Raw genomic sequence first — 25,589 nt, 5'->3', positions numbered from 1 at the left:
TTCGCCAACGCATTGTCGGAAATATGGAAGCCGCGCCGGCGCACCACGCGTTCAAAATAGACGTCAAGCACCAATCAAATGGGCCTCAGAGCGACGCTTGCGTTCGACAGTAAGCGCGAAGCCGATACCCTTGCTTCAGAATTCGAATGAACGTGCGAAAGAAGCCTCCGGCTTGGACGGAGGTTTCGGATGGGATTGGACAGCAAAAAGGACGTCCATTTGGACGGCTCAACGAGGGGGTCGGTGGGTCGGCTGTTCGACAGCTATTGGTATCCGCACCACAGTGAGCGCGCCTTGCCGGTGTTGCGCGTGGGCTTCGACAACGCGGCCGAGAGTTGGTTCCACATCGACCCAGCTACCGGTTACATCCTCGACCGCACTGACGAGACCCGGCGATCGTATCGCTGGCTGTTCCATGCCTTGCACAGCCTCGATTTTGCGCTGTTGCTGGACCACCGCCCCGCATGGGACATCGTAGTTTGGCTGCTGTCGCTGATTGGAATGGTCATATCGACCGGTGGAATTGTCATAGGTTGGCAGCGACTGCGCCGCCACGGGACGGCAGCTTAACCCCTCCGTTCGCCTATTCCGTTCTCATGCATCCGAATGGCTATGAGCCTCTCCGCTCAAGCATAGAATCGGCAACTTAATCGTAAGAAAAGGCAAAACCAGAGTGTAAGGCGGCATTCCTAAGTACTCCCCGCACGCGTCTATCGGGAAATACGGGCTTCCGACGACGCCGCGGATAAGAGGCGAGTGACTTGTTAGAAACTGATAGCCATCCAGCTTAAATCTATATCGAACCTCCAATTGGGGGGCAGCCGATGAGCTCACGGCCATCACCCGGAAATGCCACTGGAAGCGCGATTTGAACTCTCGAGAGAACCGGGCGCACCGAAGCCGACCAGGCAGAAAAGCGGCGAATGGCGGCTATAAACGCCGCTAATCGCCACGGTTGAATGGCTATCATCCCTCCGCCAATTAGGGCCTGAAGGGAACATCGTGGTTGCGAATTTTCGCAATGCTGTCGCGGCACTCTCTTTCACCACGGTCGCCGGCAGCAACTTTTTGTGGGGTTTTATGGATGGCTATCTAGCCTGCGCCCTCGCACTGGTCGCTTCATTCATTGCCGCACGCTCCATCGAGCGCGCCTTTGTCAGCAGCGCCCATCGCCAGATGGCACGCATCTATGGCGCGGACTGGGGTTATGCGGACAACAACCAGCCCAGACCGCTGATAAAACTCCTCGCGTGCACGCTCGTCATCATCTTCATTGTCGGCGTCCTCTCATTCGATCAGAGAGACCTGCCTCGATGATCAAGCCTGCCTATCCTTTCCAGATCGCCCGCATGGAGCGCCTGCGGGAGCTGCTCGCGGTCAATTCCTCGAGCTCTGCGATCACCACGGAGGTCGCCTCAGCCGCGACGCCGACTGAAAACCAAGGAGGCGCGACCATGCCAACCCTGGCCCAGCAAGTGATCGAGCAAGGCATCGTTGAGGAGGCGGAGGCGCGGGCGAGGCGCGGCGGCTCGTGGATATTGGCCGAGCACGCGCTCGACCTCAAGGCGCGGCGCGCCGGCGAGAGCAACCTTGAGCAATTGGAAAATATTGAGGGACCGACCATGCAGACAATCAGGCTTCCGGACGGCGGCGAGACCGTTCGCCGGCGTCCGCGCGAAACCCCCTAGGATCCGCGCCAATGGCACCGAGAGATCCCTGGGGCCACAAGTTGAGGCGGTGCATTCATTGCGGACAGATCGGGCCGCGTGTTGTCGTCCTCGGCGGCTACGCACACCGCCGTTGCATCCCAAAGCCGATCCAAGCGACCCGACGACGGACGGAGCGATTCTCAGAGAAAGCCCAGCCGCGCCACAGGGCTTGAGTCCGAATGTCCCAATCTCGGTCGTTGTATGGACGGAAATCCGCGTATGACCCGCCGGGACGCCCATAAGGTATTCTGGAAAGAGTCGCGCTAAGATGCTCACCAAAATGAATTGCGCGAGCGTTCCTATCGATCAGGCCGTGAACCGTCGATCAAGGGTGGTTCGAATCCATCCGATGCAGCTCAACCACGAAGCGTTCGTCCCCTGAGTCACTTTCACTTTGAGTGGGAACCAGGGATCACATCCGAACTTGGGAGGCCCCAAGAATTCGATCCCTTCAACGCGTCATCATAGCGCCCAGGTTGATTGCGATCGCCAGGGAAAGAGGATCGTGAGTGCGCTCTCGCCAGGGTGAGGCGAAGCCTCTGCCCGTCCTCCAGAAGAGCGCTTTGGTGATGGAAATCGCGGCCTGGTCACCTGGAGCGGGAGCGTTCGGATATAATAGTTCAAGAAGGCCCTCAAATCGCCAGCTGAAGTCGTGTTTGGATCTTAAGTCCGAGGCAACGCTGACTTTGTCCTATACGGCACCGCAAATAGTATGGAAGACGACGAGCAGTTCACGCGGCGCTTCTCCGCGCGGTCGGTCCGAAGGCATCTTCGTGACGCCCTTTGAGCAAGGCGAGATCGCGCCAGATCTGTTCTGAGCGGCCTGCCGGATAGGAATCGAGGACTTGATCTCCAAGCGCCGGAAGTGCACCTACAAGGGCAGCTGGTGCGAACACTCAATTAAGCTGAGGAACGAGTGCCCCCGGCATTCAGCCGAGTGATAAGTCATTCTGAGGCGCCGCCGGCGCAGCGCCGCCACTTCACCCCGATCATAATTGCTCGCGCCCAGTCGACCGGGCTTAGAATGCTCAGCATCTCATGCCGAAGGATGAGCTGCTGGCGCAAATTGCTCAATCGACATATCCTGCGGGACTATCCTCCGCCTACCAGATCTGTGCAGTGCGAAGCGCTCGCTATAATTCGCAGGCGTCAACCTCCTCGTCCGAGAACTTCTCGGACTCCAGCTCCAGCCTGTTCTTGGCCCCTTCCAGCTCCCCGATTATGAGGACGTAGTCTTCGAACGTGCTCGACGGGCCGATATGCTTCTCGATCAACTGCCGCAGCTCGCCCGCGAACTGATACTTGCTGACGGTCATTCGCTCGACCATGCTGCTATCCCCATCGCGCTTAAGCCCATCAGAGACGCAACAATAAGCACTAGACTAAGATAAAGCAGAAGCTGAAAGATCAAGTCACCGTCACGGTCCAACATCATATCTCCCAGCGGCGTTGCCCCATGTTCTGGCTGGGGCACGCTGACTTTGCCAGATCTTGCGCCTTTTCTCCCCAGAATGTACGCAACTAGTCTCGGTCACATGAGAGCGTTGTCTCGGCTTCACATTTGCGTGGTTTCAGCATTACATTGGAGCACTTCGGACAATCGATCAATCCAATAAGTCCCGTGATCGCGCCCAAATGCTGTTGGATCTCCGGCTTCTTCGGTGGATTTCCACGCCTCTGCTATTGGCGACCTGCGGTCAGCACTGGTCCTGCTTCGTGATCGTGCTGGGAGCGTCCGCGGCGGCAGCAAGATCGAAAATCTGATGCGGACTGACATCAGGAACCGCAAGCCATCAAGCCGGCTCGCGCCATCGACATGGTCTGTCACTCCCAAGCTTCATTGGTCAATTCCCAGGAAGCCAGGGACTTCATTAACGCAAGCGTGCTTTGTACTGGAGACCGTCTTTCGGCCTTCTTTCTGAGATGATGAGAATCGCTACGGAGGAGGAGCGCGAGTCCGAACTCAAAAGCGCGCCTTCAAACCAGCGCATCGGCAGCATCGCTGATGCCAGCGTAGATTTCGTCGAGATCTGCCGCGGTGACGCAATAGGGCGGCATCACGTAGATGGTATTGCCGAGCGGGCGCAGCAGCAGATTTCGGTCGTTAAAGAAAGCCTGAAGCTTCGGACCGATGTCCGCCAAATAGCCGCCATCGCTCGTTTTCAAATCGAGCGCTGTGATGGTCCCGGAACGACGAACGTTTTCAAAGCGCGCGTCGGCGCGGAATGGCTCAATTGCCCGCTCTTGCATGGCGGCGAGCGAAGCGGCGCGCTCGCGGGAGTCCCGATGCCACCAAAGATCCAGGTTCGCGTTTGCAGCGGCACAGGCTACCGGATTCGCCGTATATGAACTCGAATGATAGAACGTACGCATACGGTCTTTCGAATAATGCGCGTCGAAAATGTCCGCACGGCAGAGCGTAACCGCGAGTGGGAGCGCCCCTCCCGTGAGACCTTTCGAATAGCAAGCGATATCGGGCGTGACATTGGCCTGCTCGCAAGCAAATAGCGAACCGGTGCGGCCCCAGCCCGTCATGACCTCGTCGGCAATGAACAGGACGTCCGACGCCTCGCAGATCCGCTTCATCGCTGTTAGCACCCAGGCTGGGTACATCAGCATGCCGCCCGCCCCCAATATCAGAGGCTCCACAAGAAAGGCGGCTGGCATCTCGTTTCGACATGCCGACTCCAGCGCAGCGAGTGTCGCCTGCTCACGACCTCTCGCAGGAAACGGGATCGAGGTAACGTCGAACAGCAGCGGCCCGTACGCCGCGTTGAACACGCCTCTGGCACCAACGGACATCGCCCCAACCGTATCGCCGTGATAGGAGTGTTGCATCACGACAATGCGTCTTCGCTGCTGACCGATATTATGCCAATACCCGAGTGCCATCTTCAAGGCGACTTCGACACTGGTAGAGCCGCTGTCGGAGAAGAAGACATAGTCAAGACCACGGGGTGCGAGCTTCAAAAGTTGCGCAGCAAGCTCCTCAGCCGCATCGTGGGTATAGCCGGCAAAGATGATCTGATTGAGCTTACCGGCTTGTTCCTGAATGGCGCTTACAATATGGGGATGGCAGTGACCGTGCGTTATCACCCACCAGGATGAGATTGCATCGATAATACGGCGCCCATCTGCTGTGTGGAGATAAGCACCATCAGCACGCACAACCTTTGTCATTTCGCCTTGAAGCGCGTGTTGCGTGAACGGATGCCAGATTGGCGACTTTGTCGTCGGCATCACGGCTCGAAATCATCAGCACGGAATGAGTCTTGGAAGGCGGCCTGCAGCGTGTCTGCCGTGAGGGGAGAAAGCCATGGCAATCGCCCTAGCCAGCGCACCCGCCCCATCTCGCGAATTGCAACCTGAGTCTCAGCATTTCTTTCGCCAATGAAGGCCATCCCAAGAATGCGGATCTCACGCTTTCGGAGAGCCTCTATCGACAGCAGCGAGTGATTGATGGTGCCCAGCGCTGTGCTTGCGCAAAGCACCACTGGAAGCCGCCATCGCTCGAAGACGTCAATGTAGAGTGTGTCGCCGCTCAGCGGCACCATCAGCCCGCCCGCGCCCTCGATCACCAATGGTCGCTTCCCGGTATCGGGCACATCGAGCAAATCCGCCTCGATGCGAACTCCGTCAAGTTCGGCAGAATGATGGGGAGAAGCAGGGGTCTGAAGGCGGTAGCGTTCCGGCAGGATGCGATCGGCCGAGAGGCCGCCAAGACAAGAGACAACCTCGGTATCGGTCTCTCCTTCGAGACCAGCCTGAATCGGCTTCCAATAGTCCGCTCCGAGGAGATTGGCGAGCCCCGCGGAAAACACCGTCTTTCCAATTCCGGTACCTGTGCCCGTTACGATGATTTTGGCACTCATTGAAGCTCGCCTTTCGTCTCCTCGATCAAGGCATCGAGCATTGCACGCACGTCGTCCTCCTTCACGTTAAGCGTCACTGAAATTCGCAACCGGGCCGTGCCCGCCGGGACGGTTGGCGGCCGGATTCCGCGGATATCGAACCCGCGAGCCTGCAATGCAGAGGCGAGCCGCATCGTGCGCGCATTGTCGCCTACGATGCATGGTACGATCTGCGAATCCGAAGGACTTTTCCAGCCGCGCTCTCTCATCTCCCGATGCGAGAACGCGACCAGCTTGGTGAGACGCTGCTGTCGCTCGGGTTCCTGCTGCAGGATCAGAATCGCCTCCCTCACGGCGACAGCCATCAGCGGCGACGGCGCGGTCGCGAAGATGAATGGACGGCAACGATTGACCATAAAGTCTCGCAGCACGCCGGACGCAGTGACGAGCGCGCCGGCCGCGCCCAGCGCCTTGCCGCAGGTATGAACGACCAGCAGATTTTCGCGTCCCTCATAGGGCACGGTGAGTCCTCGTCCCTGCTCGCCGTAAACGCCTGTTGCGTGGGCCTCATCTACCATCAGGAACGCATCATGCCGGTCGGCGAGCGCGACCATATCCTTGAGAGGCGCAAAGTCGCCGTCCATGCTGTAGAGACTTTCGACCACGATCCAGATCCGGCCCATTCCGCCACCGGCCCGCCAGTCACGAATCGCGCTTTCGACCGACTCCGGATCGTTATGCGCGCTTGTCCGAAAGTCGGCCCGGCCAGCTCGCGCGCCTTCATGAATACTCGCGTGCACCAGAGAATCGAGAACGAGCAAATCGCTCCGCTGCGGCAGCGTTGTCAGGACAGCGAAATTTGCAACATAACCGCCGCCAAAGAAAAGCGCTGTCTCCGCCGCAAAGAACCTTGCAGCTTCTGCTTCGAGACGTTCGTGCTCCTCGCAATTGCCGCGCAAAAGCCGCGACCCGCCGGCACCGATCGGTGTACCGGCCTCGATCGCGTCCAAGACGGCCTTTTTCATGCGCGGTGCGCTCGCCAGCGCGAGATAGTCGTTCGACGCGAAATCGATCCCCGCGCGCGGCTTGAGGCCGCGCAGCCGGTCGTCTTCTTTCAGGGCGTTCAAGGCTGCGACATAATCGGCAACTTTGGTCGCATGGATTGGATTCATTCTTCACTCGGACAGTATGATCGGTGTCTCAAGGGTTCTGATGGCAGGGAAGAACTTCGGGCCCGCGGCTTCAGCCTGGCAAGATGCGATTGTCTCGGTCGACCAGCACAACGTGCGGCTTGAACGTTTTTGCGTCGGCTTCGTCAAGGGAGGCATATGCAGCGATAATAACTTTGTCTCCGGGCATGGCGAGACGGGCAGCCGCACCATTCAGACCTATGATACCTGACCCTGTAGGCGCTTCGATCACATAGGTGGCAAACCGCGCTCCAGTGTCGATGTTGTAGATTTCAACGCGTTCGTTGATCAAGAATCCCGCAGCATTCAGCAGCGCACGGTCAATCGAAACCGAACCTTCATAGTGCAGGTCGGCTTCGGTGACCGAGGCGCGATGGATTTTGCCTTTCATCAACGTAATCTGCATTTCTCGTCCAAGCTGGATTTGCGCGCGGCCGCGCGATGCTTGATTGATTCAGGCCAGGCTGGACGCGATGCCGAGCCGGTCCAGCAAGTTCGCGTCGCGATCGCGCTGCGGGTTCTTGGTGGTCAAGAGCGTGTCGCCGATGAAGATCGAATTCGCGCCGGCAAGAAAGCACAGCGCCTGCAGTTCATCGGTCATATACTGCCGTCCAGCGGACAACCGGACGACGCTCTTCGGCATCATGATCCGAGCGGTCGCCACCAGGCGGACCAGCGCAAAGGGTTCGGGACGCTCCGCGGTGTCGTTGACCGGCACGCCCTCGACCTCGTTCCACATGTTGATTGGAACGCTCTCTGGATGGCTGAGGAGATTGGCGAGCAGCACGAGCATGCCAAGGCGGTCCTCGACGCGCTCGCCCATGCCGATAATGCCGCCGCTGCACACCTTGATGCCGGCCTCTCGAACATGTGCGAGTGTGTCGATGCGGTCCTGCAAAGTACGGGTGCTGATGATCTTGCCGTAGAACTCCGGCGAGGTGTCGACGTTGTGATTGTAGAAGTCGAGTCCAGCCTCAAAGAGCTGTATGGCCTGGTTCGGGGTCAGCATGCCGAGCGTGACGCAGGTTTCCATTCCAAGACCTTTGACCGCGCTAACCATATAGCAGACCTGATCGAGATCGCGGTCTTTTGGACTGCGCCAGGCCGCGGCCATGCAGAAGCGGCTCGCGCCGGCATCTTTGGCGCGCTGTGCGCTGGCGACCACATCGGCGCAATCCATCAGGCGGGTCGCTTTCAGACCGGTCTGGTAATGCGCGCTCTGGGAGCAGTAGCCGCAATCTTCCGGACAGCCGCCCGTCTTGATGCTGAGCAGGCTTGCGGTTTCGACATGGTTTGGATCGAAGTTGTCGCGATGAACGCTCTGCGCCTGAAACATCAGGTCGGCAAACGGCAGGCTATAGAGCGCTTGGGCCTCGGGGCGCTCCCAGTTACTGCGAACCTGTGCGCCGTTTCTACTGTCGTTCCGTTCTACTCTCCGAGAGGCAATCATTAAGACTTGCGTTCCCATCCATGATTGATCATAGATAATACTTGCGATTATCTATAATCGTTGATCTTCGTCTTGATGCTATCCCACGCCGCCTGCGAGCGCACCCGCTTTTTTGATAGATAATCTATGATGACCGACGGCGAGAGTACGACCGTTGCCTGGCGCATTGCCGAGTCAATCGGAGAGCGCATAATCAGCGGCGCGATCCCGCCAGATGCCCCGCTGCGGCAGGATCATGTCGCGCGGGAGTTCAACTCGAGCCACGTCCCGGTACGCGAGGCTTTTCGGCAATTGGAGGCGCAACATCTTGTCGTCGCTGTGCCCCGTCGCGGCGTTCGGGTTGCCCCGCTTGATACCACTTCAGTGAAAGAGATCGCCGAGATGCGTGCCGCGCTCGAAGTGGTCGCATTGCGCAATGCGGCGCCAAAGTTCACATCGACCCATTTGGCACGAATTGAGCTTGCCCTGATTGAAGGAGACAATGCCCAGACGATTCAGGATTTTGAGATGGCCAACCGCGCCTTTCACCAGGCGCTGGTGGCGCCGTGCGCGATGCCGCGCCTGCTCGCCAGTCTCGACGGACTACAGCTTGCAAATTCGCGATTGGTGTTCGCGATGGCGCGCAATGCTGGGGGGCGACCGCGATCCAATCAGGATCACCGCTTGATTCTGCAGGCACTGCGAGCGCGCAACGTCGATCAAGCCTGCAACCTGCTCGCACGCCACATTCAAACGATTGAGCGCCTTGCCCTTCCCGCGTCCTGACCAGAATGAGATTGGCGGGCTCCGCTTCAGACCGCAGGCCATCGCAAGAGTGTCAAACCCTGTCTGTTTGCCGCGCGAGGCGGCATGAGGCGCTAGCGTTGCAGCGGGCTCGATTCCAAGATAGCTATGCGACCTGCTCGCGATCTTAACCTATGGCCATCCATGATCCGTCACATTGTCTTGTTTACGGCCAAAGATAAGGCCCACATCGACCAAATGATCGAAGGCCTATCGCTTCTCACCAGGATCTCGCATGCCCGGCGGCTCGAGATTGCTCGCAATCGCAAGGCCGACCAGTTCGGCAACGACATCGACGTCGTAGTCTACGGTGAGTTCGACAACGAGACGGAACTCGCAGCCTACAAAGCGCATGAGCTCTACCAGGAATCGATCAGGCGAGCACGACCGCTGCGCGAGCTGCGCCTCGCGGCCGACTATGACGTATCAACAGATGCGCGTTTCGTCTCAGCGGCAGGCGGAGTCCAACTTAGCCCGCGCGTCGTATCCCCCGACGGGGCTTAGTCTGACAGTCAATCTCGAGAGCTTGCGGCGCTCCGACCAGCGTCGCTCTCGTTGTGGTCGGGATCATAATCGAAGCGTGTCTCACAGCACGCCAGTCAGCGGTGACTCATAGGCGATGCACGTCCGTGAACTACAGTGGATTGAGCCTATCAAAGCGGTGCAATGTCTCGCGCATCGACCGCACCTCTCGTTTCTCGATAGCGCAGCAACGCATGAGTTGCTCGGGCGTTACTCATATGTGACCTGCGATCCATTCAGCACCTACATAGTCGCGGGTGGACGGGCGAGTTGCAACGGGCAAGATATCGATGGCGATCCATGGGAAGTTCTTCGCACTCTTCTCGCCAACTATCCGCAAGAGCATCGTCCCGATCTCCCGCCATTTCAGGCAGGCGCGGCTGGCTTCTTCGCTTACGATTTGAACAGGACGCTGGAGCGATTGCCGGCGCCGGCAAATCCCGGTCAGCGTTTGCCCCAATCCATTCTGCATCTTTACGACGTGGTCGTCAGCTACGACCACCGCAACAACAGATGCTGGATCGTCTCGACCGGATGGCCGGAGCAGGATCCCGCACGTCGCGGCGAGCGCGCACGTCGTCGAGCCGATGAGTTCGCAGCCCTGCTTGCCAACCCAAAGTCGCCGCGGATCGTGCTCCCCGGCACAGCGGGCGCATGGAATTCAAACTTCAGCCGAGAAGCATACATTGCGGCGGTACAGCGCGTCATGGATTTGATTCTGGCCGGAGACCTCTTCCAAGCCAACATTGCGCAGCGCTTCACGGCCAGGCTGTCGACTATATTCGATCCGCTCACCTTCTATCGTCAACTGCGGTCATTGAACCCGGCACCCTTTGGGGCCCTCCTGCGGTACGGAAAGCTGACCATCGCATCGAGCTCGCCTGAGCGATTCCTGAAGCTCGACGGAACAAAGGTCGAAACACGACCGATCAAAGGCACGATCGCGCGTTCCGCTGATTCCAACGAAGACAAGCGCCGCGCTAACATGCTCGTTGCGTCCGAAAAGGACCGTGCCGAGAACATTATGATCGTCGACCTCCTGCGCAACGATCTATCACGCGTTTGCACTCCACATTCAATCGACGTTCCAGCCCTGTGCGATCTCGAATCCTATGCCTCAGTGCATCACCTCGTCTCCATCGTTACGGGTACACTTGCGGGAGACGAGGATGCGGTTACCCTACTTCGAGCTTGCTTTCCTGGTGGCTCCATTACCGGGGCGCCCAAGGTGCGATCGATGCAGATAATTACGGAAATCGAGCGTGTGGCGCGCGAGGTCTATTGCGGGGCGATCGGTTTCATCGGCTTCAACGGGCAGATGGACACGAACATCGCGATCCGCACTGTGACGATCGACGATGATATGGCGGTGTTTCATGCAGGTAGCGGTATAACGGCGATGTCGGACCCGGCGGCAGAATACGAGGAGACGCTTGCCAAGGCGCAGCGAATCTTTGACGCATTTGGTGCTGAAACATCCGGTGCGCTTTGATTGTCATCATCGACAACTACGACTCCTTCGTCTTCAACATTGCCCGCTATTTCCAGGAGCTTGGTGAAGCAACGGAAGTCTTCCGGAACGACGTGGTCAGCGTCAGCGACCTCATTGACCTTAAGCCGCGCGCAGTGGTCATCTCCCCCGGTCCCTGCTCTCCAATTGAGGCTGGAGTATCTACGGCCGTCGTCCGCGAGCTTTCTGGTCGCGTTCCAATTCTCGGCATCTGCCTCGGACACCAGTGTATTGGGAGCGTATTCGGCGGACGGGTGGCGCGTGCACGTTGCCCTATGCACGGTCGGTCCTCGTATGTAACGCATGACGGCCGAGGGCTATTCCGGGAGCTACCGTCGCCACTTTGCGTTGGCCGCTACCATTCTCTTGTTGTTGAGCTCGATGAGTCATGCGCACCGAATCTTACGGTGAGAGCGCGTTCCGACGAGGGCGAGATCATGGCCCTCGCACATCGCTATGAACCAACTTTTGGTGTGCAGTTCCACCCGGAATCGATACTTACCCAAGACGGGCACGTGGTGCTTAAAAACTTCTTGCGACTCGCAGAGACTTATCGCTCGCAGCAGGATAAGACAACAATGTGAGGTCGTGGGTTGGAGTGGGGCTGCTATCTCGCGAAGCCAACTATTACCCGGCGGCGGCCAGTGCGAGGGCGCTCCGCAGCCCGGAAGGTGGGTGCCGCGCTGCGGAGAACAGCGCGCTACTACGTTCGTTTCCGCCGGCCGGCGGGGGCGCTCAGCGACTCATGGGGCTGGGCTTCGTGCCTCTGCGCTATTTACAACGTTGCGTAGAACAATTTCAGACAGCTGCACAACCAACTGTTGGAGACGCGTAATCTCTTGCTTGCAGCGTTCAAGCTCGCACTGTTCGTCGGTCATGAGCGACATTTCGCGGCGATCTCTATTTGCTGTAAGATGATTCATCTAGATGCACCGGAGTTGACGCTGGTCGTCGAGCATGCCCCAAGAGATCGTATGCATTTTCGCAATGAGTGGCGAGCTCACGCTTAAATCCTGCGTTTGACTGCTATCGTCAGGGATTTCACCGCCTCCATCAGAAGCGGCGGGAGACCGATCGATCTGCGACTAACTTGTTCGGTAGTCGCGGTCTGACCTTGCCCCGCGGATTTAATCCAGTTTGAAGTTCGGTCTGGCCCAGGACACGGACTGGAGCATGAAGCGCAGCCGCTTTTCGGAACAGCGGATCATAGGGATCTGAAGGATCACGAGACGGGCGTGTCGGGGCAGAGCTCATAGGCACCTCGGCGCCGCTACCGGGCAGATATAGGCCGTCACGAATGCATCCCATTCGAGCTTTGGCGAGAGCCGGATTCCCTCGCGGCGAAGACGCTCGATCTTGCGATCTTGTCCTGAAAGTTCGTGATATCTCGACCCCGAAGCTCGTGGAGCCGACTGTAGGGGATCCCGCTTGCCTGCCCGAAATAGCCTTCCGGGTCGGCGTACATCGTTCTACCTCCGTGTTCTGCCCGCGCAGTTTGGCTGGCCTCGCGGACGCGTCGGGGTTTTGCAGCGAAAATCCCAAAAGTGGGTCTTCCGGTGGCATCGACAGCCGGGAACCGACATGTGGGGGCTTCAGAGCCGGCTCACCATGGCGTTCGACAAGTGGCGCTACGTTGTCGCGCCCCCTCGTTAATTGATATGATTCTATTATCAAATTGCTGCAATGATAATGATAGTTATCGAGCTTGAAACTGGAGGCATGGCCGTGATATATCATTCTTATCGAAACGATCCTTTGATTAGGATTATATATCATGTCGTATCCGAGCGAAGAGCTTGTCCGGACTGTCCAGGCGAAACGCACGCAAGAGCGCATAAGCCAGCGTGCGTTGGCGGTCCGATCGGGTCTGACCCAGGCGCACATCTCCCAGATAGAGACCGGCCGGGTCGAACCGGGCCTGTCCAGCTTCATCCAGATGGTCCGGGCACTCGACCTCGAGGTCGTACTCGTGCCCAAGAAGCTGCTTCCCGCGGTGGAGGGCATCCTGCGCTCAAACCTCAACGAATTCTCCCTTGAGGAAGGACCCTCAAACCTCTTCGTGAAGGCCGAACGCATCGTTTCCGGACAAAGGAAGCGCCACGGTAGCTCCGCTGCGCTCGACCGCATCGCCGAATACTTGCGCTTTCTGAAGCAGGTCCATCTTTCGAAAACTGACCTGAACCTTGTCCAAGACGTCGTCGATACACTGCGAGGCTATCGCGCCGAACCTATCCCCAACCCAGTGCTGGAAAATTCGGCAGGCGTGTTGCAAGGTCTACGCAACCGGATCGCGCATCCCGTAGAAGCCCCCCGCCCGGCCTACGCTCTCGACGAAGAGGATGACGATGCCTGACGTATCGGTCCTGGACGTACGCCTGCACGACAACCCGATCGCGACCCTCACGCTCATACAGGGCGACCGGTCGCTGCTCGCCTTCAACCAGAGCTACATCGACGACGCCGCACGCCCAACATTGAGCCTGTCCTTCAAGGACACGTTCGGAAATCTGCTCACCTCATTCAAACCGTATCAGCAGGTCGTTCCGCCCTTCTTCTCCAATCTTCTGCCGGAGGGACCGCTGCGTCGCTACCTCGCGGAACGCGCGGGCGTGAAGGAAAAGCGCGAATTCTTTCTTCTCTGGATGCTGGGCCGGGACCTCCCGGGCGCCCTGTCAGTCCATCCGGCGGAAGGAGAAGCGTTGCCTTCCCAAGTCGAGGAGGATCTCACACCGGACGAGCGGCAGAACTTGCTGCGCTTCTCGCTCGCGGGCGTGCAGCTGAAGTTCTCGGCGCTCAAGAACGATCCCAAAAACGCCGGTCTGACCATTCCCGTCGAGGGCGTCGGCGGTTCGTGGATAGTCAAGCTTCCGTCCCATCAGTACCCTGGCGTGCCGGAAAACGAATTCTCCATGATGACCCTGGCGAAGGAGATGGGCATGGAAGTGCCCGAGCTCCAACTGATCGACGTCGAGTCGATCAAGGGGCTTCCGGAAGGAATCGGCGAGCTGAAGGGACGTGCGCTCGCCGTCAAGCGGTTCGACCGCTCCGCCGACGGACCGGTCCACATGGAGGACTTCGCGCAGGTATTCGGCGTGTTTCCGGACGAGAAGTACGACAAGGCCAACTACCGGAGCATCGCGCGCGTTCTCGGCATCGAGACCGGCGAAGCCGGCGTCGCCGAGTTTGTCCGACGCCTCGTGTTCAGCACGCTGATCGGCAACGCCGACATGCATCTGAAGAATTGGTCGTTGATCTACCCCGACCGCCGCACGCCCGTCCTGTCCCCCGCCTACGATTTGCTATCTACGATACCCTACATCGCGGACGACAAGATGGCGCTGAACTACTCGCGCACGAAGAAGATGACCGAGTTCTCCAAGGACGAGCTCACGCATCTGGCGGCGAAGGCGAAGATCTCGGAAGCGCTCGCCCTCGACACGGCCGCGGAAATCGTCCAGCGCTTCAAGAAGATATGGTCGGAACGCAAGGGCGATCTCCCGCTGGAAAAGAAAGTCGTCGAAGTCGTCGACGCACATGCCGCTTCGATCCCGATCTACAGCGAGCTCTGAGCCGTGGCTTACTTAGCCGGATCGAAGGGCGGCAGCGCTGACATACAACCCCACGCTGGTCATCGCTGTCTCTCCCGTTCAATCGGATGGGGCCCACGCCACGCCTTCAGGATCGTTTTCGGCAAGCCATGCGCTTGCGGCCTGCTAGGTGGCAAAGACCTTTATCCAATCCACATCGCCCGCGCGCTTATGACCATGCTCGTAAATCCAGACAGACTCTTGTCGTTGTTGAGCGCCGCCTCGTTGACCTTCTCACGGTCAAACCGATCCTCAGGCGGAAGGTCCATGACAGCGTGGTACGATTCAGCCGGGGTCGTGCGCCGATCACCCGGAGGCTTTCCCGCCCATTCTCTCCATTGGTCCAACGCATCAGTCATCCCAAAATTTTCCCCAATCCCTTGAAGAGCGGATGCCGCACTTTCCTTCGGCGCTCTTGGTCCTGTACTCGATCTCCGCCAGCAATTGCGGTTCACCCCAAATGCCTCGATGCGCGATGCGCTTCGTGTAGGGTTGTGTCTTGCGCATCAGCGGGTTGAGTTTCTTCTGAAGCTCCTTCGCGTCGGCTGGCGAAAAGCCGTGATCAACTTTGCCCGCGTAGATCAGGTCCTCGCCCTTGCGGCGACCAAGGTAGAGGCCATCCCATTCTTGTGGTTAATCAGATAGCCCTCCCGCTTGAGCAGAGCATGCAGCCGCCGATAACCGAAGCGGCGATGCTCCTGGGCGATCGCCCGCACGCGCTGGCGAAGGCTGGTATCGTCAGCCGGGGTGGTTTGGTATCTCACGGTCATGCGGCAACAGCCGATAGCTTTACACGCCTGCCGTTGGCTCATCCCGAATGCCTCTCGCAAATGGACGACAGGTTCCGCTTCCCCGCGGGCGTTGCGCGCCGTTTACGGAGTCGAGATCAATCCACTAGCTGTCGCTACAATCCACCGGCTGCCCCAACGCACGATCGAATCGATTCGCCCGATGCCGGGAACTGTATCGCCGCGCATTGCCATCCGAACCCCATCGGGCCCTCCGAGAACCGCCGTTCCGCCGCGAACGTCAAGAACGGTCCAACCCTCAATGGTTGCTGGTCTTGTCTCCGGGGCAGGCATGAGAGGCCCGCTGGGCGCTATCGAGCCGGTCGCCGTCATATCTGCTTCGATGCCCTGAGGAACGGTGCTCGAAACGTCCACGGATTGATGAGCCCTGTCGGACCATGTGGCTGTCGGTTCGGCGGAAATGCTCGCTCCATCCGCGGAGAATTGACTTACGCCTGGCGGTGTTCGCAAAGCCAAAGTCGACACCGTCTTTCGCGCGCCTCCGGTCCTGCGGCCTGACTTCGTTTCGGCGCTTCGACGCGAAGGCGTTTCTGTCTGAGTGGTTGAATTGAGCGACGCGAAAGTTATAGGACCGTACCGACCAAAACCGGCAGCCCATCCCAACGCAAAACCAGCGATCACCGCGCCTGCGACCAGCCAATTGGTGCGCTTTCGATCGCCGTCTGCTTTCAATAATGCAAGAACCTCTTCTCGGCTGGCACTCGAGAAATCCCGCGCGCTCAGCGTCACACGCGCCATTGGGTCTTCGCTGGCTTCAGCGACCCTCGCCTCGATTTCTTCCAAGGTATTCGCCTGGCGCAATCGCATGATCGCATCCCTTGTCGCTCCCCAATGATCATGCTGCAAACTGAATCAATCATTAACGGCGAATGAGCCGCCAGATCAATATTGATTAGAACCATTGCGCAGCGGGCGACTAGAGGTGGGGTCACGAATCGCACGGCGGCGATAAGTTCAGCTTTCTTAACAGGGGATCCAGCCCGTCCGAACGGCACCGCTTAGCCTCAGCCTGCTTTAGAGGCTGATCAGCCGCGCCCTTTCTTGGTCCTTTCGCGGTGTCGGCTCTTTTGTTTGCGGCCCTGGCGTTCAGGTCATGGGGATCGTGCCAATGACGAGGCGTAAAGTCGCGACGCGGTGGAAGAGCGACTTGCTTTGGTGCGGATGGCGGTAAATCAGCTTGCTCTTCTTCGCCAGGCTGGACGTACTCAACATCCGCGCGCTCACCGGCAGCTGGCATATCCAGTTTGATTGTGAATGGCAGGCGATCAGCCTTGTTACCGGCTACTATTGGCATGACCACATCGGCCGCGGGCGGCGGCCCGGATTTCTTCGTGGCTGCAGCAATAGCGCCCAGTCCAACCAGGCAAGCCACTCCAAGCACGACGATTCTAATCACGTGGCGGCTCCCGGTGCAGAGCGGCCCAACGGTCATGATCAGTTGGTCCAAAATGAGGCTGCTCGCTTGGTGTGGTTAACCCACGCAGCGTTAAGCTGAAACATGGGCTCCTGGGTTGGAGCAGTAGCTGAGTAAGCTTCGAGCGAGAAAAAGCAACGGGCCGAGTTCTTCGATGTTTCGTCCGAGCGTTGGCAAGCCAAGGTCAGCGGAGCTGTCACTCTTGATCATAAATCTGCTAAGGCCTCCAATCGTTAGAATGCGGCAGCGGCAGGCTAACTTTCAGTTGACTTGCTTCACCGCTGGCACACGATGGTCGCTCACCAAAAGGAGGAGATCATGCTCAGTCGCTTGCTCGCTTCGGCTTTCGTCCTGGCAGGTGTGAACACAGCCATTGCCGATGATATGAAAATGCCGATTAACTCTGGTGAGCTTAAATGGGAGGCAGCACCACCCACCTTGCCGAAGGGGGCCGACATCGCGGTACTCTCGGGCGACCCGTCCAAAGAAGGGCTGTTCGTTCTCCGCCTAAGAATGCCAAGCGGTTATAAAATTCCCGCCCATAATCATCCAACAGATGAAGGCGCTACCGTCATATCGGGCAACTTTCACATCGGAATGGGCGACAAACTCGATGAGAAGAAAGCGATCGAGCTAACAGCGGGCGGATACGCCGAAGCGCCTGCCAAAATGAACCACTATGGTTGGACAAGTAGTCCTTCCGTTGTTCAAATTCATGGCCAAGGGCCACTCGGGATAACTTACGTCAATCCCGCAGACGATCCGAGTAAGAAGTAGCGAAGTAAACGAATCGTCTCTGTGTCGCGAGGCAAAAGAAAAGCCCGGACGGTGGTCCGGGCACATTTGTTAGTCGTTGTCGTGATGAATGACGGTTTTCTCTCGGCTGCCGTCCTCATTCTCTTTCTTGATGACCGTCGTTCTGTCACTTTCCCTATGCTCAGGCTCCCTGATGACCGTTGTGCGGTCCCGATCAACGGGTCGGTGCTCGTGAGACTCTCCGACTGTGACGCCTCCGCCGACCGGACCGGCCTGAACGCCGACACCGACTTCATCCGCGATTGCGGGTGTCGCGATTGCACTCACGATCGCCGCAGCAAACAAGTACTTGCGCATCCTATTCTCCTTCACTTAGTGAGTTGGAGAATGTCTGCGTGCGACAGTTCGTTCCAGAACAAGCGGTGTCAAGCTGCTCATTGTTTACGCAAGTTCCCGTTGCGGGTGAGGCCTTGGATTGGGCGGAACGATTGAGGTTTTCAAACCGCAGGTCTCTTGAGCATTGGTTGCGCCGTCTCTCGGAGTGGCTGAGTGGCATCGGATCTGAAGTTCTGGATGGGCGGGGCAGCATCGCGATGATGGCCGCAGATGCCGACTTTCGCAACGCATGGACGGATGCCAACGAAGCAGCTCACGGGGCACGCGTTTCGTCGCTAAGCGGATCGCCCAAAGGGCCTCCGGGTCGCGCCGAAGCTGCTGGCCGAGGTCGAGTACCGCGCGAAGTGGGCGGAGAAGAAGGTCCGGCCACCCGATCTTCAAGGCCTGCGGGAAGATTTGTGATGGGTGCCTGGGATCGCCGCAGGAAGCAAGCCGACTCAGCGCTCGTTGCGCATGTAGGGGCTACGCTCGCTGATCTCCCGGAGAGCGGGATCGTCATATAGATCGACGCCTGCGGGTGCCCCTTGCTTGCCAAACGCATCGAAGCCGGCGCGCTGCTCCCGAATGGCGAGCATGGAGAAGAACACAATCACCACCCCAGCGACGGCGATCAACATCGACCAGCTGCGCTTCATGTGCGCCTCCGTCGGGCGAGAGCTCGCCTACGATACCGTACCGGTGGTCCGTTTGCGATGTTCGTTTACGCTAAGGCCTATCGTCGGATCGGGTTGCGCCAAGAACCGCGTGCTGCGCCGCAAACGCAGGCCCCTCGGCTGCGCCGTGGGCAGCGGTCGAACTCCTGCGTTCCTGTTTTAATTTTACTTTTTGAAACGAAGCGACAAGCACGGCCGTTTACGGTGAGTAAAATGAAGAAGGAGGAGGAAGACAATGAATACCACGCCTGTGAGACTTCTTATTGCAACAAGCGCCGCTGCCGGTCTCCTGGCCCTCTCCGCCGCGAGCGCCTCGGCCGCCATCGCATGCCAGGGGGATTTTTGCTGGCGCATTCATTCCCGCTATCCCTACCCGCCATCCCCGACCATCGTCATCCATCCTGATTATTGGAGGCCGCCGACTGCAACCATCGTTATTCACGAGCGCTGGCGTCCGGTCGAGCGCTTCACCCGAGAGTACATCGTTCGGGACTACGGCGGCTTCGACGATCCAGAATGGTAGTCAGGTCGCACATGGAAATGCGATCGCCCCAGCGGCACACAACGCTGGGCCGGTTTAATGATGGGCGGCGGAACAGCTTGCGCATTCGCGTGGGACCCGAGTTCCCGACTTGTGCCGCTCCCTCCGTCGGGAGCAAACCTTCCCGAACGGTTGGCAACCTCGGCTGCTGCACTGGGTTTTCAATTCGGACCGGGATGTCGTTCAGGCGCACAATGAATCCATGGCGCCGCCGGAATTGAGCCGCATGGCGGCCCATGTAGGCGCGAAGGGTCGTGGCGGGTGGGGCGCAACACCGGGAGTTTCTGATGTCCCGTCATTTGCGATCTTGCTTCGCCGGTTTGGCTCTTGTTGGAGGTCTTTCGGCGACACCTGCGGTCTCCGACCCGTTTGCCGACTTGTTCAATGCCGCTCCTCGCGAGCCCGCAGCGACCTCTTTGGCGCAACCGCAATGCTTGCCGCGACCCGGCAACACGACCGCGGACCGGGCGCATTGGGTCTATCGGTTCGACGGTCACCGTAAATGCTGGTTCCTGACCGAGGGTGTCGCGAAGGTGAAGAAGACAGTTCGTCATCGCGGGGCCGAAGATCGCACCGCCAGTTTGGACGAGAACGGGACTGCGCAGTCCAGGCACAGCGCGGTGGTTGATGCGCGCGCGGAGTTGCTGCGCTCCGCACCGGCCGAGCCGTTTCAGCCGCCTGCAGCCGAAATCAAGGTGGCTGATGCCGCTGCCGTGCTCGATATTGGCAACGCCATGACGTCAGCGCAGAGCCGGCGGCTTCCGCCTGAGCACTCCGTGCCGGGCCAAGTCGACGTTGAGCAGCTCCTCGCGCCCGCGCTCGCCGGCTCCCCTCCAGCTTTGCTAGTGGGCGCGCGCGTTGCAGACGCGCACGACGAGGCACGCAGCTGGACGGCAACTTGGTCAGGTATGCTGCTGATAATGCTTGGTGGCTTCTCAATCCTAAGCTCGAGCCGCACGCTTCGGCGCGCGGTGAGATTACGCCAGTGAGGTAGCGCAATAGCTAGGCACGTACGCGTGTCGCCGCGCGATCGATGAATTCCAAGTATAGCCGAATTGCCACACGTACAAAGGTTCCGCCCGCCCACACTTAGTTTGCCCACCGCCTTAGACGGACATTCGATTACGATGACGGTCCCCGTTGGGATCGGATTGCGGAATGCGGTACAAAGCATTCGTGGTGGACAGCAGCCGACAAGTGATCTGCGTGGCGAAGCTCGACTGCATTGACGAGCAGGCGGCGCGGCGTCGAGCCGAGCAAATGCATGCCGAGCACGACGTTGAGCTTTGGCAAGGCGATCGATTTGTTGCTGTGTTCCGAGGTGCAACGACGAACGACAATGAGCGCGCGATCCTGAATAGACGGCCGGTCTCTCCGCCGAGTTGACATTCGAATATTGTGAGTCATGCCGGCCTGGCAGGCTGCCGACATGTCGCAGGGCCAAAGTCGCCGAGCATGCCCATAACACACCCCGTGTCTTCGGAACCGAGGTGCAGCTCAGGAACGGGTTTCGCGCTGAAAAACATTGAAGCGGTTGAACTTCGCGCAGCTGGGTTGGTCGAGAAGTGGCTCCAGACTCAGATATTGAACGGTACCAGCATACTTGGTCTGGGCGAGCTTGAAGTCTCGCGCGAGAGCGCCGTCAGCCGCATGGCGGCAAGAGCGACTTCCTGATGTACTCGGAGGAAGCGGACACCTTCTACGAAGAAGAGGTAATGCTGGGAGCGTTGGACGAGAGTCACATATCCGCACCATCGAATATTGGGGTGTTGAGCGGCAGCGTCGTCCCGGGTCAGAACACAGAGCCGTAATTGTCGCAGAGAGAATCACGAGCCGTTTTTCAACGTGCTACGGGTCCTCAATCGTTCAGTGCCGATGATCGCAGTGCAGGTCGGAGCTTTTAAGCTGGACGAAAGCAACGTGGTTCTTCATGGCGTCACTGTGTTGGACGTTACCGGAGAGACCCCTGAAGCACATACTTCGGAGGAGGCTGAACGAACGGATCGGAAGTATTGGGAGAAGAAGCGCGACTTTGCTTCATTGGCCGTCATGGACAAGATTGCAACCGCCCTGAAGGCGGCTGAGCTCGAGGAACGCCTGTCATCCAACAAGCATCACGTAGCACTTGGATCAACGGATAATAACTTCTGTTGGTTTCACCCTCGCAGAACGGTTGGTTTCTGCCATATCCAAGATGAGCTCTGGCCTGAGGATGAGCATCTTTCAAATCTTCAAAAGGCCCGCATTGATGCTTCGGCTAGGAGCACGGATCGCATATCCTTCAGCATAAGCAACAAGACGGTGGATGAAAGGATCGGACCAATCGTCGAATCGCTAAGGCGTGCGAAAAGGCTAAGTCGCTGACAATGGCGCCGCTAACCGCTTCATCGCTGGTATTGCGGGCAGTGCATGACTATCAGGATAGTTAGCCACTCTGCTGACCCATTCCTTTTAGGAGGGTCTCCGGCACTTCGTGGGGCACCGCGGTCGACCTGATGTTCGCTTTGCCGAGCTCGTCCAAAACGGCAGGAGCTATACCCAGCGCCGACGACATAGCGTGGCGCCAACTCTCGTGCCTGGTCGGGCGCGTGCTGCGCTAGAGTAGCAATCTGAGCGGAGGCCTGTGTTAGCTCTCTAATCACTCGAGTATATTCCTGCGGAGGATCCGGCAGCGACTTCACCAAACTAAAGAACGGGTCGGACCGAATATAACGTGCCGCAACATCAAGGAAGGGCTTCATGCAGCGCTCTCGGTCGGTGTAGTAACGTGCCTCCCAATGAAGACTTTCGTTATCAACGGTTATACTTTGAGCCGTCCAACTAACGTCGCTCGACGCAAACCGCTCGCTCGCGCTTGCCTCGATTGACAAATCGACGTGGCCAACGACTCCCGGCAAGTCAAAGACCAGGTTCGAACTGAAATCGTCTTCTCCGACGCCATAGTTGATGAGGACGTCCTGCAGGGCTGACGTAGATGGCTGGGCTGCATGATCGGTCGCCACTGTCGCCTGGACCGTGATGGATCCCTGCACGTTTGGCTGGTCCAGCTGCGCCGGTGGATTCAGGTCGACCCCATTAACTCGCCATCGGTATATGGGAAGGCCAAATCCACGCACAGTCGCAACGCAAGTCACTTTCTTCGGAGCGCTGTCGACAAACCACTTGTAGAGATCCTTTGGGCAGGTGAAGAAGGGTGACGTCAACGCCACCCCTTCATCCACGTGGAACGGCTTTCCCTCGGGCTCGGGGTCAAGCGAGAGCTTTACCTCCCGCCGCAATCCCTCCAAGAGTGGAAAAGGATTTTCGGTGGCGAGCTGGGGCGTGCTCCCCGGCCGGAAATACTTATTGATCAATTGCGAGAAGGCTGCGGTTGCGTCGCTCTTGCCTGTAAGGTTTTGATAAGTTTGCGCAAGGCTGTCCCCTCCCGCAGCAATGATGTCCGGAATGGAGTGGTTCAGTTGGTTCTTGAGATAGTAGAGAAACAGCAGGGACAATCCGAAGCTGAGCGGATTCTTGTCGGTGTTCTCGGAGGCATTGATCCACTGCGTGTCGCGGCTGGACTGCAACCAGCTGTTCACCCATGGCGTTCCGAAAAACAGTGAATACCCTGTGCCGAAGCGCTCGCGGGCGCAAAGCAACGACAGGCCCTCGCCATCGCTCTTACTCGCGTTCCAGGCGGCGTTTCCGTGCTGGTTGCGATAGCTGGCAAGGACCTCGACCAATTCAGCCACAAAAGACATGCAGCTGCTCTGACCTGCAGCAATCGCGTTCGCGTTTGCCGTCTGGTTGCCGATCTTGATGATCGTGTTGCCTCCCTTGTACCCGTTGTTGCTTGCCCCACCCGCTGCAAAGTCCGCAATGATTTGAACTGTGACGCGATTGTCGGGTCCAAATCCATCCGTGATTTTATACCAGCTAGCCAAGAGACCGAATTCAGCTTCACAGACTCCCAGGACTCGCTGAGCCCGCGAGATCGCGTTCGGATTGCCATCGGGGCCGAGCAGGGTTTCGTCGTACTGGATGTTGAAATGCGCAGTCTGTCCAAGCGTCTGCATCTCGATGCTCCTGCAAAAATAAGCCCCATGGGACGAAAAGCACCACCAAGTATGCAGCAATCGGCCTGTTCGACGGGTAGCGATGCTACATCACTGGCTTCTTATCGCTACGTTACGCTAGACGGCGCTTTGCTTGTGAGAGCCAGTTCACAGTTTTGGTTGTTCGCGCATTATTAGATGCGCACGGGTAAATGAGCTCCGGATAAAGGAACTCGAAAAGTCGGGTTCCTGTTGAACAGGTCGAGCGCATCGGCAGACCATGCGCGACCGGTTTAGGGTCGTTGCCCCAGGCTGAACATCTTCTTCGAGAGGGAAGGCCGAGAGCGGCGCACAGGACACGCAATTCGTTGCACTCTCCGGAAGCAGATCCAGGCAGGTATTTTCCTCTGAAAGCCTTGTTTGACACCGTCCCCTAGCGCGCAGCAACCAAAGACCTCAAGGACGAAGACGCGAAGCGCATTAATGAGATGCAATCCGTGTTTAAGGAAATGCGAGTGCCGGTGCAGTATTCGACGATCGAGGACCGCGCCACGGTTGCGACCATATTTGAGCGCGTGAATCGACAAGGTGTGGCGGTAGACACCCTGCAGCTTCTATCAGCCATGGACCGAGGTCGGCTTATCTCCTCAAGTCAGACATAGCGGCCCTGCAAACGGAGGTCGGCGACGGGCCAGAAAGGAAAGTCTTTTCGCACCTCTCCGCCCTTCTTAATCTAGCAAGATCAAACTCGCGCCAAGTGCAACGCGGCCTCAACGCCGCCTTCCAGGATCTGGTCCGCCTGGACAGCGTCGGGGACGGCCCGCGCGAACTGGAGGGTGCCCACCATGAGGCCGAAGATGGCGGTCGCGCGGCGGCGGCTCGCTGCAGAATCGGCATCCGGAAGCAGTGCGGCCAGAGACGAAACGTAGCTTCGCAGCGCTTTCTCATAGTCCTGCCGAGTGGACAGGGGCTGGCGGGCGATTTCCGGGAGCAACGCCGCCGAAGGGCACCCTTCCGCCGGGTCTTCGAGGTGAGCGCGGTTGAGGTATCTCCGGATCGCCCCCTCGAGGGCCAGGCCCCTCTGCTGATCTTCATCGAGCCGATGTTGCTGGTCTCCGAGCGCGCTCGCCAGCGCCTCGCGGACGAGCGCCTCCTTGGACTCGAAGTGCGGAGAGAAAGCCCCTTTGGTCAGGCCAGCCTCGCCCATGATCCCGGCGATCCCGGCGGCGGAGATGCCGTCTCGGCGCACGCACTTCGACGCTACAGCGACGATGTGCCGCCGCGTCGCTGCTTTATGACCTTTCTCAAAACGCATCTTCTCTCCACTCCACCAATATCCCGCAGCCGTTAGGCTGCAGCCGCTTCCAACAGGGCTTGGAGGTCGCGATCAAGCTGTTGGGCTACTGCATCGACATTATCGCTGCGAAACTGGCCGAAACGGATGCTGGTCGATCATATTCAAACGCGACACCGCCATCGTCATCCTCGCGCAATAGGACGCTGATGGGCGCATAGAGCCCGGCCGACAATTGGTGGCGGGTCATCTTGGATGCGGTGAGCGGATTTCCGATATCGAACTGGATGGATCGGCGCGTCAGCCCAGCAATAGCCAGGAGCGCTCCGTGGTCACGCTGACCGAAAATGGTGAGCGGCGGACATGCCTCCAACTCTCGAAACGCCCGCGTGCTTTCACCAAGAGTGAAGATCCCGTCATCGATGCGGGGTGCCAAGGTCGCGAGCTTGGCACGAACGTCCTCGAAAGATTTTGTTGACCGGATGGTGACGTGCTCGACCGGAATGACACGCGTTGAGTACCGTGCATTGGCCATCTGTTGATCCTCTAATCGGTTGTGGTTGCTTGCAGGTAGTCCCTTCGCCACGCGAAGGGGCCACGGCGTTAGATCGCACGCGACTTTTCGTCCAAGATGCCTTCGATGCCGCGGGCAAGGTGCAGGAGCCCCCGGTCGCTCCCTAAGGGGGCGTCCAGCTCAAGGCCAATCGGCAGCCCCGCGCGAGACAAGCCAACAGGAAGGCTGATACCCGGCAGCCCCACGCTGCTCGCCGACACGGTGTGGTTCGCCAAAGCGAGGTAGCTGACTTCCTGCCCCGCGATATGGACCGTCGCCTGCTCCGCGATCAATGGCGCCGTGCAGGGCGTGGTCGGTTGCAGAATGACCTGCGCACCACGAGAGACGAACGCCGCGTTGAGCCGGCGCTGGATTTCCGGGCGGCTCACGTTGAGCGCTGTCTGGTAGGCCTCTGCCGAGGTAGCGCCCGCACCGCCTGGCAGTACGATGTGCCCCCACGCCTGCCGAAGTTGGGGCTTAAGGCCCTCGTAAATGGCCTCGAACGTGGTCGGAATGTCATGGCGGCGAAGAAATTCC

At 58.7% G+C, this 25,589-nt stretch carries 27 protein-coding genes and 4 pseudogenes; 17 read left to right on the top strand and 14 right to left on the bottom strand.

Annotated elements, in window-relative coordinates; genetic code table 11:
• Nucleotides 1-189: 189 nt before the first annotated feature.
• From IVB42_RS00210 to IVB42_RS00195, 4 genes and pseudogenes are all read left to right on the top strand, one after another.
• Complete coding sequence (locus IVB42_RS00210; RefSeq protein ID WP_346732208.1) at nucleotides 190-570, top strand: hypothetical protein; 381 nt, start codon at nucleotides 190-192, stop codon at nucleotides 568-570.
• 432 nt (nucleotides 571-1,002) lie between these two features.
• Nucleotides 1,003-1,317: a hypothetical protein gene (locus IVB42_RS00205; RefSeq protein WP_018457420.1), complete on the top strand. Its 315-nt coding sequence runs from the start codon at nucleotides 1,003-1,005 to the stop codon at nucleotides 1,315-1,317.
• Nucleotides 1,314-1,688: a hypothetical protein gene (locus tag IVB42_RS00200; protein WP_018457421.1), complete on the top strand. Its 375-nt coding sequence runs from the start codon at nucleotides 1,314-1,316 to the stop codon at nucleotides 1,686-1,688. The genes IVB42_RS00205 and IVB42_RS00200 overlap by 4 nt, the downstream gene beginning before the upstream one ends.
• Before the next feature lie 612 nt (nucleotides 1,689-2,300).
• A pseudogene (locus IVB42_RS00195) lies at nucleotides 2,301-2,454 on the top strand (ArsR family transcriptional regulator); the annotation flags it as partial.
• Between the two features lie 388 nt (nucleotides 2,455-2,842).
• On the opposite strand, the gene IVB42_RS00190 reads toward IVB42_RS00195, so the two are convergent.
• The 6 genes from IVB42_RS00190 to bioB all read right to left on the bottom strand — a co-directional run bounded on the left by IVB42_RS00190 (nucleotide 2,843) and on the right by bioB (nucleotide 8,200).
• Nucleotides 2,843-3,037: a hypothetical protein gene (locus tag IVB42_RS00190; RefSeq protein WP_247469576.1), complete on the bottom strand. Its 195-nt coding sequence runs from the start codon at nucleotides 3,035-3,037 to the stop codon at nucleotides 2,843-2,845.
• A gap of 649 nt (nucleotides 3,038-3,686) precedes the next feature.
• Nucleotides 3,687-4,949, bottom strand: coding sequence for an adenosylmethionine--8-amino-7-oxononanoate transaminase (locus IVB42_RS00185; RefSeq protein WP_247469574.1), 1,263 nt, complete (start codon nucleotides 4,947-4,949; stop codon nucleotides 3,687-3,689).
• The gene (bioD, locus tag IVB42_RS00180) at nucleotides 4,949-5,581 is read right to left on the bottom strand and encodes a dethiobiotin synthase (RefSeq protein WP_247469572.1); all 633 of its coding nucleotides are present in this window, start codon (nucleotides 5,579-5,581) and stop codon (nucleotides 4,949-4,951) included. The genes IVB42_RS00185 and bioD overlap by 1 nt, the downstream gene beginning before the upstream one ends.
• On the bottom strand, nucleotides 5,578-6,732 hold the full coding sequence (locus IVB42_RS00175; RefSeq protein ID WP_247469570.1) for an 8-amino-7-oxononanoate synthase: 1,155 nt from the start codon (nucleotides 6,730-6,732) through the stop codon (nucleotides 5,578-5,580). The genes bioD and IVB42_RS00175 overlap by 4 nt, the downstream gene beginning before the upstream one ends.
• A 70-nt stretch (nucleotides 6,733-6,802) precedes the next feature.
• Nucleotides 6,803-7,156 (bottom strand): aspartate 1-decarboxylase, encoded by a 354-nt coding sequence (gene panD / locus IVB42_RS00170; protein WP_247469569.1) that lies wholly within the window; start codon nucleotides 7,154-7,156, stop codon nucleotides 6,803-6,805.
• Between the two features lie 48 nt (nucleotides 7,157-7,204).
• Nucleotides 7,205-8,200 (bottom strand): biotin synthase BioB, encoded by a 996-nt coding sequence (gene bioB, locus IVB42_RS00165; RefSeq protein ID WP_247469567.1) that lies wholly within the window; start codon nucleotides 8,198-8,200, stop codon nucleotides 7,205-7,207.
• Nucleotides 8,201-8,326: 126 nt separating this feature from the next.
• Between bioB and IVB42_RS00160 the strand changes: the two genes are divergently transcribed.
• The 6 genes from IVB42_RS00160 (at nucleotide 8,327) to IVB42_RS00135 (ending at nucleotide 14,584) form a co-directional block, all read left to right on the top strand.
• The gene (locus tag IVB42_RS00160) at nucleotides 8,327-8,965 is read left to right on the top strand and encodes a GntR family transcriptional regulator (RefSeq protein ID WP_247399141.1); all 639 of its coding nucleotides are present in this window, start codon (nucleotides 8,327-8,329) and stop codon (nucleotides 8,963-8,965) included.
• A gap of 162 nt (nucleotides 8,966-9,127) precedes the next feature.
• Nucleotides 9,128-9,487, top strand: coding sequence for a Dabb family protein (locus tag IVB42_RS00155; RefSeq protein ID WP_247469565.1), 360 nt, complete (start codon nucleotides 9,128-9,130; stop codon nucleotides 9,485-9,487).
• Between the two features lie 115 nt (nucleotides 9,488-9,602).
• Entirely contained in the window at nucleotides 9,603-10,997 is a 1,395-nt protein-coding gene (gene pabB / locus IVB42_RS00150; RefSeq protein ID WP_247469562.1) for an aminodeoxychorismate synthase component I, read from the top strand.
• Entirely contained in the window at nucleotides 10,994-11,599 is a 606-nt protein-coding gene (locus tag IVB42_RS00145; protein ID WP_247469560.1) for an aminodeoxychorismate/anthranilate synthase component II, read from the top strand. Before pabB ends, IVB42_RS00145 begins: the two co-directional genes overlap by 4 nt.
• 1,190 nt (nucleotides 11,600-12,789) lie before the next feature.
• Nucleotides 12,790-13,368 (top strand): helix-turn-helix transcriptional regulator, encoded by a 579-nt coding sequence (locus tag IVB42_RS00140; protein WP_018457436.1) that lies wholly within the window; start codon nucleotides 12,790-12,792, stop codon nucleotides 13,366-13,368.
• Nucleotides 13,361-14,584, top strand: a complete 1,224-nt coding sequence (locus tag IVB42_RS00135; protein ID WP_247469558.1) for a type II toxin-antitoxin system HipA family toxin — start codon at nucleotides 13,361-13,363, stop codon at nucleotides 14,582-14,584. Before IVB42_RS00140 ends, IVB42_RS00135 begins: the two co-directional genes overlap by 8 nt.
• Before the next feature lie 373 nt (nucleotides 14,585-14,957).
• Here the strand turns inward: IVB42_RS00135 and IVB42_RS00130 are convergent.
• Together IVB42_RS00130 and IVB42_RS00125 are read right to left on the bottom strand one after the other, a co-directional pair.
• Nucleotides 14,958-15,229 (bottom strand): annotated as a pseudogene (locus IVB42_RS00130) (DNA ligase); the annotation flags it as partial.
• A pseudogene (locus IVB42_RS00125) lies at nucleotides 15,229-15,441 on the bottom strand (IS3 family transposase); the annotation flags it as partial. The pseudogenes IVB42_RS00130 and IVB42_RS00125, both read right to left, overlap by 1 nt.
• A 1,147-nt stretch (nucleotides 15,442-16,588) precedes the next feature.
• Between IVB42_RS00125 and IVB42_RS00120 the strand changes: the two are divergent.
• Both IVB42_RS00120 and IVB42_RS00115 read left to right on the top strand, forming a co-directional pair.
• The gene (locus tag IVB42_RS00120; protein ID WP_247469555.1) at nucleotides 16,589-16,906 is read left to right on the top strand and encodes a hypothetical protein; all 318 of its coding nucleotides are present in this window, start codon (nucleotides 16,589-16,591) and stop codon (nucleotides 16,904-16,906) included.
• 237 nt (nucleotides 16,907-17,143) lie between these two features.
• Nucleotides 17,144-17,602, top strand: coding sequence for a cupin domain-containing protein (locus IVB42_RS00115; protein ID WP_051113032.1), 459 nt, complete (start codon nucleotides 17,144-17,146; stop codon nucleotides 17,600-17,602).
• Between the two features lie 69 nt (nucleotides 17,603-17,671).
• On the opposite strand, the gene IVB42_RS00110 is transcribed toward IVB42_RS00115, so the two are convergent.
• On the bottom strand, nucleotides 17,672-17,938 hold the full coding sequence (locus IVB42_RS00110; RefSeq protein ID WP_247351119.1) for a hypothetical protein: 267 nt from the start codon (nucleotides 17,936-17,938) through the stop codon (nucleotides 17,672-17,674).
• A 316-nt stretch (nucleotides 17,939-18,254) separates the two neighbouring features.
• Here IVB42_RS00110 and IVB42_RS00105 point away from each other — a divergent pair.
• A pseudogene (locus IVB42_RS00105) lies at nucleotides 18,255-18,379 on the top strand (DNA ligase); the annotation flags it as partial.
• Nucleotides 18,380-18,414: 35 nt separating this feature from the next.
• Here IVB42_RS00105 and IVB42_RS00100 read toward each other — a convergent pair.
• Nucleotides 18,415-18,612 carry a hypothetical protein gene (locus IVB42_RS00100; protein ID WP_247300081.1) on the bottom strand — a complete coding sequence of 66 codons (198 nt, stop codon included), beginning with the start codon at nucleotides 18,610-18,612 and terminating at the stop codon, nucleotides 18,415-18,417.
• 253 nt (nucleotides 18,613-18,865) lie between these two features.
• On the opposite strand from IVB42_RS00100, the gene IVB42_RS00095 reads away from it, so the two are divergent.
• The 4 genes from IVB42_RS00095 (at nucleotide 18,866) to IVB42_RS00080 (ending at nucleotide 21,535) form a co-directional block, all read left to right on the top strand.
• Entirely contained in the window at nucleotides 18,866-19,153 is a 288-nt protein-coding gene (locus IVB42_RS00095) for a hypothetical protein (protein ID WP_247370437.1), read from the top strand.
• A gap of 305 nt (nucleotides 19,154-19,458) precedes the next feature.
• On the top strand, nucleotides 19,459-20,160 hold the full coding sequence (locus IVB42_RS00090) for a hypothetical protein (RefSeq protein ID WP_247300078.1): 702 nt from the start codon (nucleotides 19,459-19,461) through the stop codon (nucleotides 20,158-20,160).
• 169 nt (nucleotides 20,161-20,329) lie between these two features.
• The gene (locus IVB42_RS00085) at nucleotides 20,330-20,557 is read left to right on the top strand and encodes a hypothetical protein (protein WP_247282199.1); all 228 of its coding nucleotides are present in this window, start codon (nucleotides 20,330-20,332) and stop codon (nucleotides 20,555-20,557) included.
• 489 nt (nucleotides 20,558-21,046) lie between these two features.
• Nucleotides 21,047-21,535, top strand: coding sequence for a hypothetical protein (locus IVB42_RS00080; protein ID WP_247469553.1), 489 nt, complete (start codon nucleotides 21,047-21,049; stop codon nucleotides 21,533-21,535).
• A 20-nt stretch (nucleotides 21,536-21,555) separates the two neighbouring features.
• On the opposite strand, the gene IVB42_RS00075 is transcribed toward IVB42_RS00080, so the two are convergent.
• From IVB42_RS00075 to IVB42_RS00060, 4 genes are all read right to left on the bottom strand, one after another.
• Nucleotides 21,556-23,226, bottom strand: coding sequence for a hypothetical protein (locus tag IVB42_RS00075; RefSeq protein ID WP_247469551.1), 1,671 nt, complete (start codon nucleotides 23,224-23,226; stop codon nucleotides 21,556-21,558).
• Nucleotides 23,227-23,947: 721 nt separating this feature from the next.
• Nucleotides 23,948-24,520 (bottom strand): TetR/AcrR family transcriptional regulator, encoded by a 573-nt coding sequence (locus IVB42_RS00070; RefSeq protein ID WP_247385550.1) that lies wholly within the window; start codon nucleotides 24,518-24,520, stop codon nucleotides 23,948-23,950.
• Between the two features lie 85 nt (nucleotides 24,521-24,605).
• Nucleotides 24,606-25,034, bottom strand: coding sequence for a DUF302 domain-containing protein (locus IVB42_RS00065; RefSeq protein ID WP_247300070.1), 429 nt, complete (start codon nucleotides 25,032-25,034; stop codon nucleotides 24,606-24,608).
• 68 nt (nucleotides 25,035-25,102) lie between these two features.
• Nucleotides 25,103-25,589 (bottom strand): amidase family protein (locus IVB42_RS00060; protein ID WP_247370449.1); only part of this gene is annotated, 487 nt, incomplete at its 5' end.

The organism is Bradyrhizobium sp. 45 (genome assembly GCF_023073155.1).
GTDB lineage: Bacteria > Pseudomonadota > Alphaproteobacteria > Rhizobiales > Xanthobacteraceae > Bradyrhizobium > Bradyrhizobium canariense_D.
This window is presented reverse-complemented; position numbering and strand designations above follow the sequence as displayed.

Excerpts from the sequence above, each read along its gene's own strand:
- IVB42_RS00135 (WP_247469558.1), top strand. The coding sequence starts at position 13,361 with ATGCCTGACGTATCGGTCCTGGACGTACGCCTGCACGACAACCCGATC.
- IVB42_RS00085 (WP_247282199.1), top strand. The coding sequence starts at position 20,330 with ATGCGGTACAAAGCATTCGTGGTGGACAGCAGCCGACAAGTGATCTGC.
- IVB42_RS00155 (WP_247469565.1), top strand. The coding sequence starts at position 9,128 with ATGATCCGTCACATTGTCTTGTTTACGGCCAAAGATAAGGCCCACATC.
- IVB42_RS00095 (WP_247370437.1), top strand. The coding sequence starts at position 18,866 with ATGAATACCACGCCTGTGAGACTTCTTATTGCAACAAGCGCCGCTGCC.
- IVB42_RS00065 (WP_247300070.1), bottom strand. The coding sequence starts at position 25,034 with ATGGCCAATGCACGGTACTCAACGCGTGTCATTCCGGTCGAGCACGTC.
- panD (WP_247469569.1), bottom strand. The coding sequence starts at position 7,156 with ATGCAGATTACGTTGATGAAAGGCAAAATCCATCGCGCCTCGGTCACC.
- IVB42_RS00115 (WP_051113032.1), top strand. The coding sequence starts at position 17,144 with ATGCTCAGTCGCTTGCTCGCTTCGGCTTTCGTCCTGGCAGGTGTGAAC.
- IVB42_RS00100 (WP_247300081.1), bottom strand. The coding sequence starts at position 18,612 with ATGAAGCGCAGCTGGTCGATGTTGATCGCCGTCGCTGGGGTGGTGATT.
- bioD (WP_247469572.1), bottom strand. The coding sequence starts at position 5,581 with ATGAGTGCCAAAATCATCGTAACGGGCACAGGTACCGGAATTGGAAAG.
- IVB42_RS00090 (WP_247300078.1), top strand. The coding sequence starts at position 19,459 with ATGTCCCGTCATTTGCGATCTTGCTTCGCCGGTTTGGCTCTTGTTGGA.
- IVB42_RS00080 (WP_247469553.1), top strand. The coding sequence starts at position 21,047 with ATGATCGCAGTGCAGGTCGGAGCTTTTAAGCTGGACGAAAGCAACGTG.
- IVB42_RS00200 (WP_018457421.1), top strand. The coding sequence starts at position 1,314 with ATGATCAAGCCTGCCTATCCTTTCCAGATCGCCCGCATGGAGCGCCTG.
- IVB42_RS00070 (WP_247385550.1), bottom strand. The coding sequence starts at position 24,520 with ATGCGTTTTGAGAAAGGTCATAAAGCAGCGACGCGGCGGCACATCGTC.
- IVB42_RS00075 (WP_247469551.1), bottom strand. The coding sequence starts at position 23,226 with ATGCAGACGCTTGGACAGACTGCGCATTTCAACATCCAGTACGACGAA.
- pabB (WP_247469562.1), top strand. The coding sequence starts at position 9,603 with ATGCACGTCCGTGAACTACAGTGGATTGAGCCTATCAAAGCGGTGCAA.
- IVB42_RS00190 (WP_247469576.1), bottom strand. The coding sequence starts at position 3,037 with ATGGTCGAGCGAATGACCGTCAGCAAGTATCAGTTCGCGGGCGAGCTG.
- IVB42_RS00140 (WP_018457436.1), top strand. The coding sequence starts at position 12,790 with ATGTCGTATCCGAGCGAAGAGCTTGTCCGGACTGTCCAGGCGAAACGC.
- IVB42_RS00210 (WP_346732208.1), top strand. The coding sequence starts at position 190 with ATGGGATTGGACAGCAAAAAGGACGTCCATTTGGACGGCTCAACGAGG.
- bioB (WP_247469567.1), bottom strand. The coding sequence starts at position 8,200 with ATGATTGCCTCTCGGAGAGTAGAACGGAACGACAGTAGAAACGGCGCA.
- IVB42_RS00110 (WP_247351119.1), bottom strand. The coding sequence starts at position 17,938 with ATGCGCAAGTACTTGTTTGCTGCGGCGATCGTGAGTGCAATCGCGACA.
- IVB42_RS00160 (WP_247399141.1), top strand. The coding sequence starts at position 8,327 with ATGATGACCGACGGCGAGAGTACGACCGTTGCCTGGCGCATTGCCGAG.
- IVB42_RS00185 (WP_247469574.1), bottom strand. The coding sequence starts at position 4,949 with ATGCCGACGACAAAGTCGCCAATCTGGCATCCGTTCACGCAACACGCG.
- IVB42_RS00175 (WP_247469570.1), bottom strand. The coding sequence starts at position 6,732 with ATGAATCCAATCCATGCGACCAAAGTTGCCGATTATGTCGCAGCCTTG.